The following is a 17,468-nucleotide window of genomic DNA, read 5'->3' on the forward strand; positions in this document are numbered from 1 at the left end:
TTGGATGGCATTTATGTTCAGTGCATCGACCAAAGAAGCAATTAAGGCTTCTCTCGCGATTGTTATCTCTATCTGCCTTGCGTTGTGGTTTCAGTGGGAGAAGCCCTATTGGGCGGCAATTGCGGTTGCAGTCATGGCATTGAACGAGAGTTTTGCCCATTCAATAAACAAAGGCCATAACCGATTAATGGGAACCTTGTTAGGGACGGGTTATGCCTTTTTCTTAATAGCGATGTTTTCTCAGGACCGCTTTCTGTTTCTGATGTTTTTCACCTTATTTCTCGGTACATGCATCTTCATGTCGAGTGATGAAAAATACGGTTATGTCTTTTCTATAGGCTTTGCTGTCTGCTCCATCATCTCTTGCATGGGCGGATTCGATAACCAAATTACATTTTATTTTGCGGTACTACGAATACAAGAAACTTTGCTAGGCGTTATCACCTTCTCAATTGTTTATCGTCTAATCTGGCCGGTAAACACTGAACAAAACTTCGTACAACGATTTGAAACAAGCAGAGAAACGCTGATAACAGCAATGAGCAACACTAACAACTTAGATATAGAAGCATTGGAGTCCAATACCGCTAATATTGAGAAGCTTTATCAACTGTTAGATTTACCGCTCACTGGCAGTTATCACCTAAAACAAAATATCCATGCGTGGCGTTTACGAGTCCGTGAAATGGCTCATATTCAAGATCGTCTGCTTGAACTCGCCTCGGATGAACTGACTCAACCTATTGATTGGCCAATTCTCACCGAAAAAATGGAAAAACTAGAGTTAATGGCGCCGCACTTATCATTGATTGATGATGTGCCGTTTGTGAAGATTGAGAAGAAAAACGTTTCTTGGCACCATGAGCACCGTACCTTTGTTCAACACCTGGATGAAGATGGGAGAAAAGTCTTACAAGGAGTCTCGATGTTCGTAACGTCGCTACTGGTTTGGATATATCTACCTGTGCCGGGTGGTTTTATTTTTCCGATGATTGCAGGCGTATTTTCTTCCATGTTGCCGACGATGCCACCAAGTGTTATCAAAGATGCGTTTTTCGGGGTGATAGGCACAGGTACCATTATTTTACTTCAATACATCTTTATCATGCCGATGATGACTGAATTGTGGCAATTGGCACTGTTTTATTTCATTAATAGCATGGTGATATGGAAAGTGTTCGCAACGCCTAAACTGATGGTACACCGAATACTTGGCATTAACCTGTTGGTCGTCCTTACATCTGGCGCGCTCAATCTAACACCGGTTTATCAGATTCAAACACCTTTGCTGATGTTAACCACACTGCTCATCATTTTAATGATAGGCAAATTATTTACTGACCTCTTTAGAATCAAGAGTGTCGTTTAATCTCGTTACGCGGATGCGCTAAACTTGGAATATGAAAACAAAAAGGCGCAATTAAGCGCCTTTAGAAATTCTATTTTTACTGACTCAATATCAGTTGTTTCTCAACCAAACATCTTGGTTTTTAGGTGCTTTCTTCTTTTTCTTCTTGCCTGTACCAGCCGGTGGCGCAACGGGTTTTAATGCAGCAACAAGTTCAGCGGTTGCCTCTTCATCCACTTCAAAACCTTCAATTTGCTCACGCTCAAGACGGATTTTGTTCTTCTTCTCAATGATTGTGAAGTGATGGTAATCTTCGTGGTCGATCAAAGATAGCGCTAGACCAACCTCACCCGCACGACCACTTCGGCCAATACGATGCATGTAGTCTGATGGGCTACGCGGTAGGTCAAAGTTGATTACTACAGGTAGCTTTTCGATATCCAGACCACGTGCCGCGATGTCTGTCGCGATAAGAACGTCAATCTCGCCAGATTTAAAATCTTCAAGGATACGAGTACGTGAACCCTGCCCTTTATCACCGTGGAATACTTCTGCGATGATACCGCGCTTGTATAGCTTGTCTGCAAGGTGCTCACAGCTGTTTTTCGCGTTTACGAAGATCAGTGCTTGGCGCCACTCGTGTTGTTGAATCAGGTGCGCTAGCAATGCGGTCTTACGACCTTTTTCTACTTCGAATACACGCTGAACCAGAGTGCTCGCATTGGCACTTTGAAGTTGAACTTCAATTGGATCATTCAGTAGTTCGTGAGTCAGCGTTTTAACTTGCTCGGGGAAAGTCGCAGAGAACAACAAGGTTTGTTTTTTGCTTGGCAGAAGTTTCAAGATCGCGTCTAGTTCTTCTGTAAAACCAAGGCTTAACATTCGGTCAGCTTCATCAAGCACTAACGTTTTTACTTTATCTAGCTTGATAGCGTTGCTTGAGATCAGATCCAGCAAACGACCCGGTGTTGCCACCAAGATATCTGTGCCACCACGTAGCGCTTGCATCTGAGTGTTCACCGACACACCACCGAAGACACAAACGGTTTTGATTGCACCGTTGAAATGCACTGCGTAAGACTTAACGCTGTCCGCCACTTGCTTAGCAAGTTCACGAGTAGGAACTAAGATAAGACCAGACACAAAGTTACCTTTGCCTGCTCTGCGGTCTAAAGGTGCATCTTCATGGATTTGTTGTAACAGCGGCAGTGCAAATGCTGCGGTTTTACCTGAACCCGTATTTGCACCTGCAATTAGGTCGCGTCCTGCTAACACACTTGGAATAACTTGCGCTTGGATAGGCGTTGGCTGTTGGTATTCAAGCTCTGTTAAGCGAGCCATCAAAGGAGAGATTAAGCCAAGATCAGAGAAGTTGGTTGGTGTTGTGGTGTTAGTCATTAATTGCAGGAACTCAAAGCTAAAATAATAGCGCGCTATATTAACGTATTTCAGCAGTATTACGTAACTAAATCGCCCCTTTCTCCCGTGTTTCAGCGATTAAGCCCCTCTAAAACACATCCAGATATCAAGTTATCGCAAATTTAGTTAAGCCACCCCGCTACCGTTTGCTCTGGAGCATACGAGTTAGGCTCTGTTAACCACACGGCTACTGCGTCAGGTGTGGCAACTAACGGGGAGAAGTCGATATTGAATTGCCATTTGGATTCACCACGTTGATAGCCATCGTAAACCACGACAAAATCGTGCTCAAGTTTCTTACCTCTGTTCTCGCCCGCTTTAACGCTGGTGACTTCGTTCATCGCCAACAAGGCAATATGAGCGACATAATCCCCTTTGCTTTCGTAACTCACGTTGAACGTATCGCCTTTATGGTTCACTGTTAATTTGGGATTAGTTTGTTGTTGGAGCGAAGGCAACGTTCTGTCTAGCCAATTAAAGTAACCACGCCACTCTTTTCCATCGACAACAAAGCCCGGTGTATAAACGCCACTTGTTACCCCATAAGCTTTGTATAAACGCTGCTTCTGACTGAATGCCTTGCTGGCGAACTTGTCTCCCCAGCCTAAGTAATCCCAGTAGTCTACGTGATAAGCAAGCGGTATGACCTCGGTCCAAAGTTTTGGATGATCTGCAAAAGTACTAAGGTACGTGTCAGCAGGCGGACAACTAGAACAACCTTCAGAGGTAAACAGCTCAATAACCTGAGCAGGCTGGCCTTCGTTACTCCAGGTTTGTGCAAACGACACAGAGGAATAGGCGCCGATCGGTAAGGCAAATAAACAAAGTTTAATCAATGATGAATTGCGTGTGGCGTGTGACATACCGAGATCCTTGTACAAAGCGAATTTACTGGCGCTCAAATAAAGACCGTTATGCCTAAGTATTTCTTTCAGGTGATGAGTTTCTTTCAGGTGCTGGGTTTATTTCAGATACACAGCTTGTTTTAGATGCACAGCTTATTTCAGATACAAAAACGCCAGCTTTAGAAGCTGGCGTCTTTTTTAAAATTCTATATTTTTACATGTTAACGCAGAGATTAACGGTTGATACCGATATCGCGTTGCATGTGACCAGATAGGTCGCTTACGTAGTAACTACGTGGAGAGTTGTCTACGAAAAGAATATCGAAAATGTGTGCAATCAATCCTTTGATGTTAACCGAGTAGGTCTTCTTATCCATAGAGTTAGGAACAGCGATAGTATTCATTTGCATTGCTTGAGCCATGATTGCCTCTCTATAAATTTGTTTATGTGGTTCGTTCTGATGACAAGAATAATAGGTGATCTTTTGCAGGTTAAAAAATGACTAAAATTAGAAATTCAGATTAGTTTTTCTAATAAAACAAATCATTAACAACGCCTCGAAATACATATTCACGCTTGATGAGTAAAAATTCACAGTAGTGCCTAAATCATGCATTTAGTACAAATAACCCTCAAACAACAGCGGTCAATGTCACAAAAAATTTACATAAATAAATTTCAAGCTTCATTGACCACCTAATTATTATCGAGTTTTCGATAAGTTATTTTTGTTTTAATTTACTTGTTCAATGTCTGGCTTCTTCGCATAAATCGACGCTATAACCGCAATCGTCATAGTAGAAATTAGAACAGCTAACGACCAATACGTTGGGATAGCCCACTCACTGTCAACTAATAGCATTTTCACACCAATGAACACCATGATGAATGCCAGTGCAGGCTTCAAGTAGATGAACTTATCCATCATGCCTTGCAGAACAAAGTACAAAGAACGAAGGCCAAGCAATGCAAATACGTTTGCAGCCAGTACTAAGAATGGCTCTCGCGTAACGGCGAAAATTGCAGGAATAGAATCCAGTGCAAACATGACATCCATAACCGCAATGGCACCAATCACCAACATCATTGGCGTGAGTACCCATTTAGTGCCTTGCTTGATCATCAACGCGGGACCATGGAAGTCTTCTGTCACAGGCATCACTTTACGAAGTAACTTCTCAGGTAGCGTATTCACACTCTCCTCTTCGCCCTTGTCTAGCGCCAGTTTAATACCCGTACCAATTAGGAACGCAGCAAATACATAAAGCACCCAGTGGTATTCAGCCAATAGCTGAGCACCTAATGCGATCATAATTGCGCGAAGCACCAATGCACCAATTACGCCCCAAAGAAGCGCACGAGGTCTTAGATGCTCAGGAACTTGGTATTGAGCAAAGATCATCGCGAAAACAAACAAGTTGTCTACGCTCAATGATTTTTCTAGCAAGTAACCGGTAATAAATGACACGGTTGCTTTTTGGGCTGTGTATTCACTATTCGGCGCATAGATGTCCCAAAAAAGGTAAATGGAACCAGCAAATAAAAACGCGAGCACAAACCAGAAAACGCTCCAAATTGCCGCTTTCTTGATGGTTACACTACCACCACGAGTCTGATAGATATCAATAGAGACGAGAATGACTGTCAGCAGGAAAAAGCCCGCATAAGTCGTCATGATTGGCGATGAAAAAAAGGATTCACTATTTGTAGATAATAGAGATTGAGTTGAGTTCATTATTCCTCCGGGCGGAAGAACTGTACAAAGACCTTCCGCAAACAAAACTATCAAGTTCCACGACGGATCTTGATTGTGATTGCGTTGGTCTCGTTGAAGTGAAATATGGGATTTCACCTTTACATACCGGATAGACTCTTGGCCTAACGAGATGACGATATGTAAACTTGCGCTAACTACTCCCCAAACGCGTGGATAATATTCCTCTATCTTTGTTTCGTCTAGAAAAATTTTCGGAAATAAATAAAAAAGGAGCAAAACGCTCCTCATTTATTTCTATAGGCTTGTCAAAACGACATTCGTATTGATTCTGAGAATACTACTGAGAGGATTAACCCCTATTACCGTTACTCATGATACAAATCCGTTATTCAATGATACGAATAACGAACGAGTCTTGTACGCGCTTTGTCTGACAGCTCACTTCAAGGCACGCTACGTTATAAACCTGCAGCGGGTACCAAGTACACTAACGCAGACCAAACCGATACCCAACCAACCACCGCTACCGCATCTAACCAATCTTTCTTATCCATGCTTATCTCCACAAGAAGGCGACCTGCAGGAATAAAGCATAAACAATGCCAAATTTATAAATAGGCAAAACTAATAATACTAACCACAAGCATTACCTGTGCCTATCTAAATTACCTGTGACTATCTAAAACACTCCAAACAATTCAGCGGCTCGTTGTGTTGCAGTGACTCTGGGTGGTCTTGTAGAAACTCGATGAAACAGTCAGCCATTGAGTCGGTCGTAACCACGCCATCACCTATCATATCCAAGACGGCGTTATAGCCCTCTTTTCCTTTCATGGTATAGGCTGACGACGCGCCTCGGTAAATACGGTCACGAGAAACAGCCTGCCAGCCCAATACTTCAGAGTGAATTTCTAAATGGTGAACCCTATGCCCTAGAGGTGCTTCTTTGTGGTAACAAAACCTCAAGTTATGCGTATAAGGAAAGCTGCCTGAACCTGTCCCTACAACGCCATTATCCAAAGCATTGTTGATTGCACCTTCAAGCATGCCTGCGATCGTTTCACCTTTTACTTCATACACACCAATGGGTACGGCAAACGGTAGTAGTTTTCCGGCAATATCGGCAACAGAGACGTCGCCGCTATTCAGTGAATTTCTAACACCACCTGCGTTGTGAATGGCAAATTCAACCTGATGACCTTTTTTGTTCATTAGGTAGTGAAATGATTGAGCAACTAAGGGCGCTAGTTGGCTCGGGCCTTTCTCGTCCGGGATACGTATGTGGCGCAGTTTTGTATCTGCATGAGCAATAACTTGTTGCTGAAGCTTTCGAACTCTCGGCTGATATTTATCCGTAAGAATGCTCTGAAGTTCCGGATCTTTTTTACATACCGCAATATTGGGGTGGTTGTTCAAAAACTCACACGCCATATCGTGGGCATCGTCTTGCCCTACTTCACTCAATTTAGCGTCTATAAACAGTCGACGGCCTAACAGCAGTTCGTTCTTACCGTTGAAGTGAGTCACTTTGCCTTCAGCATCGAACTCGATTTCACAGTGTCCTAGACTCATTGCATGGAAACCCGCTTGCACAACATAAGTGTCACCGATTTTCACGCCGTAATCATCATCTTTAACTAAGCCAATATCAGAGAAATCACCTTGTAAGCGATGACTATGACCACCAACAATGACACCAATACCTGTTACGTTGGCTGCTAACTCTAAATCAGCTTCGTAACCAAGATGGCTAAGTAACACAATCTTGTTGATACCAGCTTTATGAATCTGCTCAATGGTCGCTTTTGCTGTTTCTAAAGCATTTTCAAATGGTGTATCGATATCTGGATTAGCAATGCCTGCCATCTTGTCGATGCTTAAGCCGAATATTGCAACCTTCTCGCCATCAAACTCTTTCGTTATAAAAGAAGCACTTCGCGTTTCAGTCAGATAAGGCTTAACAATTTCGTTGTCCGCTAAGGTATGAGTTTTATTGATATCCTCATTCGATAGATTCCAGTTACCGGCCAACAATGGGAATTTGATTCTTTTCGCGAAAATCGCAACGGGCTCATTACCCATATCTAGCTCGTGATTGCCAAGCGTCATGGTATCTATATTAAGGGCATTCAACAAATCGGCGTTGGCTTTTCCCTTGAACAAAGAAAAGTACAAAGTCCCCTGGAAGCAGTCACCAGCGTGTAGGAACAGGGTTCCAACCTTCTGACGCTGGGCATCTTGTTCTATTTGTTTAAAGCGTGTTGAAATTCGAGCAAAGCCACCTGCACTCACATAAGGTTCAATGATGTGGTTGTTCATTTTAAGTGATAGCTGTAACGAGGTTGGTTCAAAGTATGAGTGGGTGTCGTTGATGTGTGCCAACACTATTTTTGTCGGCTTATTCTTTTTAGTCATATTTTCTTCTCTCTTTGTCCCTTCATACTAGGTCGAGAATCATGACAGAATCGTGAATTTTATGAAACTGCACTGCAAAAAAATACTCGAGATAGATCAAAAATCTCGTTTCGATCCGTATAAATAAACAACGGGTTTTGTGACAGGTGAGCATACCGGATTGGTATTTTTCGATTATGATTAAAGATATCTGTTAGCTTTCAAATAATTAGCAGAGCCTTCCGTTAGGAGTAAGCCTATGCAACTAGAAAGAATCGAGATTTCTGGCTTTCGAGGTATTAAGCGCATGTCACTCGCGTTTGATGAGCTAACCACGCTGATTGGTGAAAATACTTGGGGTAAGTCTTCATTATTGGATGCCCTTTCCGTCGTTCTTCCCTCTGACGGTGTGCCATATCACTTCGAAATGACTGATTTTCATGTCGATTACTCGGTTTCACATCCACAGTCTCAACATCTTCAAATTGTTCTCGCATTAAAAGCCAATGACAAGAGCGAACTCAACGCTGGTCGTTATCGCAAGCTCAAACCTATCTGGGTTCAAGATGAGTTTGGCATCTATCGTATCTATTACCGAATCAGTGCCACATTAGAACAGTATGAAACGACCACAAACTACGCATTTTTAGGTTTAGACGGTAATCCGCTCAAACTTCATCACTCAGAAAAGCTCGCTCAAGAATTAATGACCTTACATCCTGTGATCCGTTTACGAGACGCAAGACACTTTGATCGCCCTTTCAACGGAAATTCACTCAACCACAATGCTCACCTGCCGACTAATGTTCACGCTAATAACGGTCACGCTAACAATGCAAACGGAAATGGGAACAACAACCCAAATAACGGACATGGGAACGGACATAATCACACGACCAATGGTCATAGCTCGAATGGAAATGGCAGCAACGGCAACGGCAATAGCAATGGCAATGGCCGTCAGGCAAGAATAGAAAAGCGCATCGACAACACCTGCCGCCGTCTTATGGCGATACCCGGACATGTTAATAAAGGTGAAATGCGCAGTAGTCTTGAGTCAATGCAAAGCTTAATAGAACACTACTTCTCGTTTAAGAGTGTCTCACGTAAGAATCCGAGAAAACCGCGTGACGGGCTACTGTACTCAGCTGGAGCGAACGACAAGAGCATTCATCAATTGGTCGAGGAGACCAAGAATAAGCAAACTCGGCTGTTATTCATGGGGTTACTTAACGCTTATCTACAGGCCAAAGGGCCGACAGACTTAAGACGATGTGCGCGCCCTCTTTTGATCCTTGAAGATCCAGAAGGTCGACTGCACCCAACGCACCTAGCAAGGGCTTGGAGCTTAATGCAGAAGTTACCCATGCAAAAAATCCTTACCACCAACAGTGGCGATCTACTTGCTGCTGTACCACTTCAATCGATTCGTCGTTTGGTGCGTCAGTCCGATAAAACCATCGCTAACCAACTTAACATGAATCACTTTAGCAAAGATGAGCTTCGTCGAATTGGTTTTCATATTCGTTTCCATCGTTCAGGTGCTCTGTATGCTCGCTGTTGGTTATTGGTAGAAGGTGAAACTGAAGTCTGGTTGTTTAACGAGTTAGCCAACCAATGTGGGTATAACCTTGCTGCGGAAGGCGTTCAGATTATTGAGTTCGCTCAATCAGGACTAAAGGCATTAATCAAAGTCGCGCAAGAGTTTGGCATCGATTGGCATGTCGTCACCGATGGTGATGCAGCAGGCAAAAAATATGCGGCAACAGTGCTATCTAAACTTGGGAACGATCAAGAGCGACATCGCCTCACAGAACTGCCTGATAGGGACATCGAGCACTACTTGTATATGAATGGGTTTGAGAACTTTTTCAGAGACATGGTTAAGATTCCTTACGATCACCCTATCCCAGCGAAAAAAGTCGTGGCTAAAGTTCTTAAGAAACACGCAAAACCAGATCTGGCTTTAGCGATCGTGTCTCATTGTGAGAATCAAGGACAAGACTGTATTCCCTTGTTATTAAGGTGGACGCTAAAACGTGTCATCACCATGGCAAACGGCAACACCTAAGCGCTTTAATTAATTGATAGATGCTATTGGTTCTTCTGCAGATGAATTTTTTGACTGATAGGCTTAACCAAGAACCAAAAAAGGCACACCAAGTGGTGTGCCTGTATAAATCGATATACAAATTAATTGGGGGTTATCTTGCAAGAGTTTACAGTCACTAAACTACGGCTTAACGTATTAATTAGGCCTTAGCTTGCTTAGTGTGTTGTTCAACCACTTCCGAAGATTGAGTCGATTTCTCGTGAAGCCATAGCCCCGTTGCTTTCATCAAGTATCCAAATACACCACCAAGCAGTAAAGATGGTACTACAAGTTGCCAATCGCCACCTGCAGCAAACGTCGCACAACAACCAATGAAGGTTCCTGGGATATAACCTAGCCACGCTTGTTTCGCTTGGATACACATAAAGAAAGCCACAATAGCGGTAATCATATAGCCTAAAATCTCTAACCCTGCGAAGGTTGAGCTTTCGATAATCACCATTGCCCAGAATACGCCTGTCATGTTGGTCAATAAGCTACCGGCTAGTCCTTTAACGCCGCCTGTTGGCGAAGCAAAATAACTGGTGCAACCTAAGAAACCTGCCCATGACAATAAGCCGAAAGAGATAGCAATCCATCCCCATAGACCTGACAAAATACCTGTTGTTAATGAAATCGCGACTAATGTACTCATACTATTTCTAAAGCCTAATTACGTAATTCATCGCAACCGGATTTAGCCTCACTTAAAATCAAGTAAGCATATTATGGGAAGAACGCCTTCTTTTAGCCGATCGTGATCACATTAATAATGTATGCGAACATGCATTTATCACCAGATAGAGACCGAAATCGCTTATCCAACACAATTGGTTATTAGTATTTTATCAAATCTACCTTACAGAACCGACGGTTTGCCTTTCATCATGCGCTTACCTTCTCGCTTAATACACTCAGCAAGCGGGTTTTCGGCCATATCAGCACGCCAGATAAACGAAAGCGTACGTTCCATTTCAAGCTCAGGAACATTCAAGGTAACGAGTTGGCCAGACTCAACAAACTGTTCGACATCGAGATAAGGTAAACACGTTAAATATGGGCCGTTTGCAACCAAACTTCTTAAAACAGGAACGTGTTCATACTCTCGCCAAACATCAAGATCACCAATTAAATGATGAATAGAGCTATCAAAAACTTTGCGAGTACCCGAACCATGTTCACGTAATACCCATTTTGCTTGTTCTAATTGCGCCAAGCTTACTCGTTCACGCTTGGCAAACGGGTGATGAGCCGATGCAACCACCGTTAAATGGTCAGTACACCACACTTCTTGGTGAACTCGGTTGTCATCACAACGACCTTCGATAACACCCAAGTCATATTGATAATCTAATACGCCATCAATAACCGCATCGGTACTTTGTACGCCGAGCGAGATTCGCATCTCAGGAAAGTCGTTATCAATAATACTGATGAGGTCAGGAACAAGGTGTTCCGCTGGTGTTTGGCTTGCACCGAGTTTGAGCTCTCCACTTAGTAAATGCTGCTCATAAAAACCCATCTCAATTTGCTGCGCATCTTGCAGTAAACGCTTCGCTTTAGGCCTTAGCCACATACCCCAATGAGTAAGGGCCATTTGCTTGCCCTGCCTTTCAAACAAAGGCCTGCCGAGCATTTTTTCCAACTGTGCAAGAGACATACTTGTCGCCGATTGAGTCAACGCCAATCTGTCTGCTGCTTGACTTACACTCCCGGAATCTGCCACTGCATCAAATACCGCGAGTTGCTTTAATGAATAACGCAAAATTCATCCTTAATTCTTTTAATAACTTGTGTCCTGTTGCTCGTTTTTTCTTAAGCCGATGAGCAATCAATTTCATTCTACGCGTAACCCAATCTATATCAATAAATTTGATGTGGTTTCTAAAAATTATCAATTTTACCTCTACCCCTCTACCCCCTAATCTGGAATGGCAGGACACAACGAGCCCTGCAAAAAAATCACGGATTAACCATTACGGATTAACCATTACGGGTTAACCAAGTCGTTAACACTAGGAATTACACATGACGGATTGTTCAAGGGGGGGATATGGCAACCAGCACTTCTGAAAATCAGCAACTGTTCTCGCCAACAGAAATGATGGCGGAAGCCGAGAAGTTTGCATTAAGCAAAGCAAATAAAACCAGCAGCATGACATTGAGTTTGGCAATCATGGCTGGCGCATTCATCGGGCTTGCTTTTTTATTCTACATCACGGTGACCACGGGTAGCGCTGATGCAGGATGGGGATTGAGTCGTTTAGCCGGCGGTCTTGCATTCAGTATGGGGTTAATCCTGATTGTGATTTGCGGTGGCGAGCTGTTTACCAGTTCAGTGTTATCAAGCATTTCATGGGCTAACAAGCAGATAACCTTCACCAAGATGTTGTCTATCTGGGGCAAGGTCTACGTCGGTAACTTTATCGGTGCCATGTTCCTATTGGCTTTGGTAAGCGCAGCAGGCTTATATCAACTGGATGGCGGTCAATGGGGCTTAAACGCTCTGAACATTGCTCAACACAAGCTACACCACAGCCCTGTTCAAGCTTTTGCTTTGGGTGTGCTTTGTAACTTATTGGTGTGTTTAGCGATTTGGTTAACGTTCAGCTCTGCGAACGCCATGACCAAAGCAATGATGACCGTATTACCCGTTGCAATGTTCGTTAGCTCAGGCTTTGAGCACTGTGTGGCGAATATGTTCATGGTTCCACTAGGCATCACGATTCAAACATTCGCACCAGAGAGTTTTTGGATGCAAATCGGAGCAACGCCTGCTCAGTACGCAGACTTAAACATCATGAAATTTGTCACCGCAAACTTAATACCAGTGACAATCGGCAACATCGTAGGTGGTTCGGTATTGGTCGGCTTAGCCAATTGGAGCATCTACCGTCGCCCGCAGCTTAAAGCAGCAAAAATTACAGCAATTACACAAACAACAGAAATTACGTCAGTTAAGGAAATCACTATGAACACAGCAACGACTATCAAGCAAATCATGAACACTCAACCAATTACACTGAGCGTAGAAATGCCTACATCAGTCGCGATTGACTCTCTTCTAGACGCTCAACTTGTTAGCGCTCCTGTTTGCGATGTTGAAGGTCGTCTAGTGGGTATCTTCTCTGTTCATGACGTAATGGTTGACCTTTGGTGCCAAGACTACATTCCAACTAAAGGCCAGAAAGTGGTAGACCTAATGAGCCGTGACGTAGTCGCTATCTCTGCTAGTGATAAGTTGGTCGATGTTGCTGAATTCCTATGTATCGACAAAGAGCAACTTTACCCTACTACAAGCATGGGCTACGCCACTCGCCTGACTTCTCTTTCTCTAGAAGAGCGTGCAAAAGCGATGAAAGTAAGCCAACCACATATGCTGCCAGTGTTAGAAAATGGCGTAATGGTCGGTGTGTTAACTCGCATTGAAGTGATGCAAGCACTACGTCCAATTTACGGTGACCGACTAAACGTGGTTCCAAAGGCTGAACTAGAAACGGCTTAACTAATCGTAAGTTGAACTATTAGGGATTAGTAGTTCAATTAGATAACTCAGTCATGGCAACGTTGACTGGCAGAAGTAAATGGTGGCTTAAGACGCAGTAAAAGGTTTGACACAAAACAGACCTAAACGCGTGGCCATTTACCTCAATAAAAAAGGCGCAAAGTGAAAACTTTGCGCCTTTCTCTATTTCTAGCTGTTTTACTACTTTCCCGATGACTAACTAACTAGCCAGCTGCTGACCTCTTTAGTATCGACCAAACTTTTGATGTTTCTAAAAAATGTTGATACCTGTCAGCGAATATTGAAGGCTAGATTATTTCTTTACACCTTCAACGTGCAGATCCATGTCTACATAGCTTGAAGCGCCCATTACTGGAATGTTGAAGTCAGCAAGCTCTAGACGAGTTGTACCAACGAAACCTGCACGCTCACCGCCCCATGGGTCTTGACCAGCACCAATGAATTCAGCTTCGATAACGATAGGCTTAGTTACGCCATGAAGTTTAAGGTCACCCATTACTTCAAGTTTGCCGTCACCTTTATCAACCACTTTCGTGCTGTTGAATGTAGCATCAGAAAACTTGCTTGCATCGATGAAATCACCGCTACGGATGTGCTTATCACGTTCTGCGTGGTTTGAGTCAAGACTTGTAGTATCAACCGTTACGTTTATTTTAGACGCTTCAACGTTGCTTTCATCAAATGAGAAATCACCTGAAAATGTGTTAAAACGACCTTGGATAAAGCTGTAACCTAGGTGGCTAACTTTAAAGTTAACTGAAGCATGCGCACCTTTTGTATCAATCACGTAATCAGCGGCGTTCGCAGCGAAAGGCATTGCCATAGCAAATGCTAATCCTGTAGCGATAATTGACTTTTTCATTTTGAAGCTCCTATCATTTTTCGTAGCGTATCGTCTTTGTCGATAACGTGGTGTTTTATCGCCGCTAAGGCGTGCACTGATGCCATAATGATCAGTACCCATGCAGCATAGTAGTGAACCGTACCTGCGAGATCAGATTGGTTTGCAAACAGTTCACCCATACTTGGTACAGTGAACCAATTGAAAACCTCGATCCCGCGGCCATCTGATGTCGAAATCAAATAACCTGAAACAAATAAAACTGCTAAGTTGATGTACATAAAGCCGTGAGCGATCTTCGCTGCTGCAACTTCATAGCTTTTACCTTCCACCTTAGGTGACGCGGTAACTAGTTTCCAAAGCAAGCGGAGAACAGTAACTGTAGCCAAAAGAATGCCTACCGAACGGTGGTAGTCTGGTGCTGTTTTGTACCACTCGCTGTAGTATGAAAGATCAACCATCCATAGGCCTACACCAAATAAGCCAAATATTGCGAGTGCTGAAATCCAATGCATTGCTCTTGCTAAGGGATTGTAATTTTTAACGTTGTTGTCCATGCATCTGTTCCGAATGTTAACGAGTCGTGTAATTTTGAAAAGCGTACCCTACACTAAGTTTGTGTAACATATTATTTACCAAGCTTTACATTAGTTACATCATTTCAAATTAAACAAGTTATTCAAAATTTTTGAACAAGTTGCTTTATTGACAAATTTCTTTGTCGAACAATCGTTTGCTGGGTCTATATTTCAACGATTTGTTCAATTTCATAGAGCTCATCTGAGATATCCAACATTTTTCGTTCCATGACTTTCTGAGCATCTTCTATCCCCTTGTTGTAATACACCGCACCAAACTTTTTGCTAATGAAGTCGACCAAGAATTCTGTGTCGAACTGACCGAGTTCTACATCAAGTTCATCTTGAAGGTACTTTTGAAGGGCATGGGTAAGCTCAGATTTTTGCTTCGAATCTAATTGAATGGTCATGAATGTTTCCAAATAAAGAGTAAGTAGATCAATTGTGATTAGCTGACTAAGATTAAGCTAGCCACCAGTAACTTTGCTAACTAAGCATAATCCTTCTAACTAATTAGAATTCCTAATAATTTAGAATACAGACAATTGAAGTGCCAGTGCTATCCATAAAATCGCTCGGCAATAGCTAATTTTGATAGAGGGATCAAGAACTCGCACTTTGGCGATAGGTAACGGAACCTCAATTACCGTACTATTGCCCATCAATAAGATAGTAACTGTGTATAAGGGACTTCATTGTTATTAGATCTAGTGATTAAAAGCGTCAATCAATTTCAAGATGATTGCCTAAAGCTATGTGAACGCCACTACCCTACGGTACACAATCAAGGAATCAGTGAGCATCACATCGGCAAAGCCTTTGCCCGACGAATGGAACACACCTTTGTTAGCTTTAACCATGCAAGCAACATCAGCCCACTCGAAATACTCTCTTCTGGTGAAAACCCTCGACACTTCCGAATCTCTTCTGAAATCGGTACCGTTTGGATGATCAGCCATCATATGGTGAGTGCAGGAAAAACCTGTCGTAAAAAGTTGATGCTAGACATTCATAACTGGCAGCAAGAGTATGGATTTGCCATTCAGCCAAATGACGTTTTGATCATTGTCTCCGACCATTGGATAAGCCGAAGTAAAAACAGTAGTGAGTTGTTACATTGGTGGATGGGAGAACTCCCAGACGAGATAACGGAATACAGCCAGCAGGGCATCACCCTAAGAGAGAGTGATTCTCAATTCGCTTCCGATTTAAATAACAATTTCAGAATCAGCCCTTGCTTTATTAAATTCAGCCACCCACTCAAACGGTCAGGAAATCAACAATTGGTTCGTAAATACCTGCAACTTTATGCGGTACTTCAATGGCAGTGATAATACGGGTCAACTTTTTCATTCAATATTGAAAGTAAATTGTTAGACCTTCATCCCAATATTTTATAAAAGACAACTCATTCCCTGTTCATTAATTATTCGAACCTTCTGTTTTAATTATTAATAGTTGTTGTACTTGCCGTCTCGATTTTGAGAGATAGATACCATTTCTATGTAACTCGCTTAGTCTCTCTGTTTTGTAACTTTGACATTCCCCCACAATCTAAGCCTTTAACCCTACTTTTCTCTGGTGTATCAGCATTCTAGCCTTATATTGGCTGGGGTTAATATGAGAGACGTTACTTAGCCATTAAATTCAGTGCAACTATCAAATGCAGTGAATGATAAGTAAATTTAATAGCTAATGTCATTTATCATGCTGATTTTTCGTTAATTATATTTATTTAAATATTGACCCTACAAATGAATTTTTATTAATTGACAATTTACTTACACCTGTCAATATTGTGACAGCCATGGCGTATATTTTCGTCATTAAATAAACACCTTTATTAGCGACTATGATTTTATCAGACAGAAGTGAATTTATTAGCTGTATATCTGTGGATGCCGATATGCAGTTTATTGCGAAATATCAAGACTTAACACTTAGAAGTGTCTATCAACCTATATTTGACAGTTCGATGACTCAGATAGGCGTTGAGGCTTTGGTTCGTATTTCGAATAGCAAAGGGGATGTTGTTCGTCCTGATCACTTCTTCCATTCCGACGATACCTTGTGCACTGACAAGATCAATGTAGAAAGGCTGAGTCGCGCTATCCATATCCGTAACTTCGCGCAATCGAATATTCGTCATTTACACCTCTTCCTAAACGTTCTTCCAAACGTTGGTGAGCTGTTTGCCGCAGAAAAAGTCAGTGACAGCCTGTTGGCTAAACGCCTGCATGAACTTAACCTTTCATGCGAACAAATCGTCATGGAGCTGGTAGAACTGAATGCAGAAAGTGAAGAACGCTTGAAAGATGCTGCTCACTCTCTCGCAGAGAACGGCTTTCAAATTGCTGTTGATGATTTTGGAACACAAGCGTCAACAGAACAGCGCGTTCGTCATATTAATCCTCATATCATCAAGATAGATCGCTCTGTCATGTTGGATTTTGAACAAGGCGACACAAGCGAGATGGAATTGGTTCTTAGCCTTGCTAATCAAATTGGTGCTAAGACCGTAATCGAAGGTATCGAAACCGAACAACAGCTCGCAGCAATGCAAAGCTTAGGCTTCGATATGTATCAAGGCTATCACTTAGCCATGCCAAAGCCGATTGAGTTAGATCTCCGCCTCGCAATCTAGAACTGCCCCCTATTCTCTATTCCCTATTCCCTATTCCCTATTCTACAGGAAGCCGCTTTACCA

15 protein-coding genes are annotated in these 17,468 nt (G+C 42.6%); 5 read left to right on the forward strand and 10 right to left on the reverse strand.

Translation table 11 applies throughout. The features are described 5' to 3' along the window. Window positions 1-13: 13 nt before the first annotated feature. Window positions 14-1,369, forward strand: a complete 1,356-nt coding sequence (locus AC3CID_RS19795; RefSeq protein WP_488527971.1) for an FUSC family protein — start codon at window positions 14-16, stop codon at window positions 1,367-1,369. A 90-nt stretch (window positions 1,370-1,459) separates the two neighbouring features. Here the strand turns inward: AC3CID_RS19795 and AC3CID_RS19800 are convergent, their stop codons facing one another. The 5 genes from AC3CID_RS19800 to AC3CID_RS19820 all read right to left on the reverse strand — a co-directional run bounded on the left by AC3CID_RS19800 (window position 1,460) and on the right by AC3CID_RS19820 (window position 7,745). Then, the gene (locus tag AC3CID_RS19800; protein WP_004730920.1) at window positions 1,460-2,746 is read right to left on the reverse strand and encodes a DEAD/DEAH box helicase; all 1,287 of its coding nucleotides are present in this window, start codon (window positions 2,744-2,746) and stop codon (window positions 1,460-1,462) included. Between the two features lie 143 nt (window positions 2,747-2,889). Continuing rightward, entirely contained in the window at window positions 2,890-3,630 is a 741-nt protein-coding gene (locus AC3CID_RS19805) for a DUF1223 domain-containing protein (protein ID WP_488527972.1), read from the reverse strand. Between the two features lie 215 nt (window positions 3,631-3,845). Continuing rightward, window positions 3,846-4,034, reverse strand: coding sequence for a hypothetical protein (locus tag AC3CID_RS19810; protein WP_488527973.1), 189 nt, complete (start codon window positions 4,032-4,034; stop codon window positions 3,846-3,848). Between the two features lie 312 nt (window positions 4,035-4,346). Further along, the gene (locus AC3CID_RS19815; protein WP_029222116.1) at window positions 4,347-5,348 is read right to left on the reverse strand and encodes a TerC/Alx family metal homeostasis membrane protein; all 1,002 of its coding nucleotides are present in this window, start codon (window positions 5,346-5,348) and stop codon (window positions 4,347-4,349) included. A gap of 657 nt (window positions 5,349-6,005) precedes the next feature. Beyond that, window positions 6,006-7,745 (reverse strand): bifunctional metallophosphatase/5'-nucleotidase, encoded by a 1,740-nt coding sequence (locus tag AC3CID_RS19820; RefSeq protein WP_488527974.1) that lies wholly within the window; start codon window positions 7,743-7,745, stop codon window positions 6,006-6,008. A 238-nt stretch (window positions 7,746-7,983) separates the two neighbouring features. Here AC3CID_RS19820 and AC3CID_RS19825 point away from each other — a divergent pair, with 238 nt between their 5' ends. After that, the gene (locus AC3CID_RS19825) at window positions 7,984-9,795 is read left to right on the forward strand and encodes a DUF2813 domain-containing protein (RefSeq protein ID WP_488527975.1); all 1,812 of its coding nucleotides are present in this window, start codon (window positions 7,984-7,986) and stop codon (window positions 9,793-9,795) included. A 181-nt stretch (window positions 9,796-9,976) separates the two neighbouring features. Here the strand turns inward: AC3CID_RS19825 and AC3CID_RS19830 are convergent, their stop codons facing one another. Together AC3CID_RS19830 and AC3CID_RS19835 are read right to left on the reverse strand one after the other, a co-directional pair. After that, a complete protein-coding gene (locus AC3CID_RS19830) occupies window positions 9,977-10,471 on the reverse strand; it encodes a DUF1097 domain-containing protein (protein ID WP_017079195.1) in 495 nt (164 codons plus the stop codon). 204 nt (window positions 10,472-10,675) lie between these two features. Continuing rightward, complete coding sequence (locus tag AC3CID_RS19835; RefSeq protein ID WP_009845304.1) at window positions 10,676-11,581, reverse strand: LysR substrate-binding domain-containing protein; 906 nt, start codon at window positions 11,579-11,581, stop codon at window positions 10,676-10,678. Between the two features lie 288 nt (window positions 11,582-11,869). Between AC3CID_RS19835 and focA the strand changes: the two genes are divergently transcribed. Then, on the forward strand, window positions 11,870-13,321 hold the full coding sequence (gene focA / locus AC3CID_RS19840; protein WP_054546901.1) for a formate transporter FocA: 1,452 nt from the start codon (window positions 11,870-11,872) through the stop codon (window positions 13,319-13,321). A gap of 313 nt (window positions 13,322-13,634) precedes the next feature. On the opposite strand, the gene AC3CID_RS19845 is transcribed toward focA, so the two are convergent. The 3 genes from AC3CID_RS19845 to AC3CID_RS19855 all read right to left on the reverse strand — a co-directional run bounded on the left by AC3CID_RS19845 (window position 13,635) and on the right by AC3CID_RS19855 (window position 15,171). After that, window positions 13,635-14,204: a YceI family protein gene (locus AC3CID_RS19845; protein WP_114635371.1), complete on the reverse strand. Its 570-nt coding sequence runs from the start codon at window positions 14,202-14,204 to the stop codon at window positions 13,635-13,637. Continuing rightward, on the reverse strand, window positions 14,201-14,740 hold the full coding sequence (locus AC3CID_RS19850; protein WP_146455689.1) for a cytochrome b: 540 nt from the start codon (window positions 14,738-14,740) through the stop codon (window positions 14,201-14,203). Before AC3CID_RS19850 ends, AC3CID_RS19845 begins: the two co-directional genes overlap by 4 nt. 185 nt (window positions 14,741-14,925) lie before the next feature. After that, the gene (locus AC3CID_RS19855; RefSeq protein ID WP_048660209.1) at window positions 14,926-15,171 is read right to left on the reverse strand and encodes a DUF2164 domain-containing protein; all 246 of its coding nucleotides are present in this window, start codon (window positions 15,169-15,171) and stop codon (window positions 14,926-14,928) included. Between the two features lie 285 nt (window positions 15,172-15,456). Here AC3CID_RS19855 and AC3CID_RS19860 point away from each other — a divergent pair, with 285 nt between their 5' ends. Both AC3CID_RS19860 and AC3CID_RS19865 read left to right on the forward strand, forming a co-directional pair. Continuing rightward, entirely contained in the window at window positions 15,457-16,092 is a 636-nt protein-coding gene (locus AC3CID_RS19860; RefSeq protein ID WP_114635373.1) for a hypothetical protein, read from the forward strand. Between the two features lie 575 nt (window positions 16,093-16,667). Continuing rightward, window positions 16,668-17,405 (forward strand): EAL domain-containing protein, encoded by a 738-nt coding sequence (locus AC3CID_RS19865; protein WP_081279982.1) that lies wholly within the window; start codon window positions 16,668-16,670, stop codon window positions 17,403-17,405. Window positions 17,406-17,468 lie beyond the last annotated feature (63 nt).

This window comes from Vibrio sp. QJM3NY_21 (assembly GCF_057785975.1).

Excerpts from the sequence above, each read along its gene's own strand:
- AC3CID_RS19800 (WP_004730920.1), bottom strand. The coding sequence starts at position 2,746 with ATGACTAACACCACAACACCAACCAACTTCTCTGATCTTGGCTTAATC.
- focA (WP_054546901.1), top strand. The coding sequence starts at position 11,870 with ATGGCAACCAGCACTTCTGAAAATCAGCAACTGTTCTCGCCAACAGAA.
- AC3CID_RS19810 (WP_488527973.1), bottom strand. The coding sequence starts at position 4,034 with ATGGCTCAAGCAATGCAAATGAATACTATCGCTGTTCCTAACTCTATG.
- AC3CID_RS19850 (WP_146455689.1), bottom strand. The coding sequence starts at position 14,740 with ATGGACAACAACGTTAAAAATTACAATCCCTTAGCAAGAGCAATGCAT.
- AC3CID_RS19855 (WP_048660209.1), bottom strand. The coding sequence starts at position 15,171 with ATGACCATTCAATTAGATTCGAAGCAAAAATCTGAGCTTACCCATGCC.
- AC3CID_RS19825 (WP_488527975.1), top strand. The coding sequence starts at position 7,984 with ATGCAACTAGAAAGAATCGAGATTTCTGGCTTTCGAGGTATTAAGCGC.
- AC3CID_RS19820 (WP_488527974.1), bottom strand. The coding sequence starts at position 7,745 with ATGACTAAAAAGAATAAGCCGACAAAAATAGTGTTGGCACACATCAAC.
- AC3CID_RS19845 (WP_114635371.1), bottom strand. The coding sequence starts at position 14,204 with ATGAAAAAGTCAATTATCGCTACAGGATTAGCATTTGCTATGGCAATG.
- AC3CID_RS19830 (WP_017079195.1), bottom strand. The coding sequence starts at position 10,471 with ATGAGTACATTAGTCGCGATTTCATTAACAACAGGTATTTTGTCAGGT.
- AC3CID_RS19805 (WP_488527972.1), bottom strand. The coding sequence starts at position 3,630 with ATGTCACACGCCACACGCAATTCATCATTGATTAAACTTTGTTTATTT.
- AC3CID_RS19865 (WP_081279982.1), top strand. The coding sequence starts at position 16,668 with ATGCAGTTTATTGCGAAATATCAAGACTTAACACTTAGAAGTGTCTAT.
- AC3CID_RS19795 (WP_488527971.1), top strand. The coding sequence starts at position 14 with ATGTTCAGTGCATCGACCAAAGAAGCAATTAAGGCTTCTCTCGCGATT.
- AC3CID_RS19815 (WP_029222116.1), bottom strand. The coding sequence starts at position 5,348 with ATGAACTCAACTCAATCTCTATTATCTACAAATAGTGAATCCTTTTTT.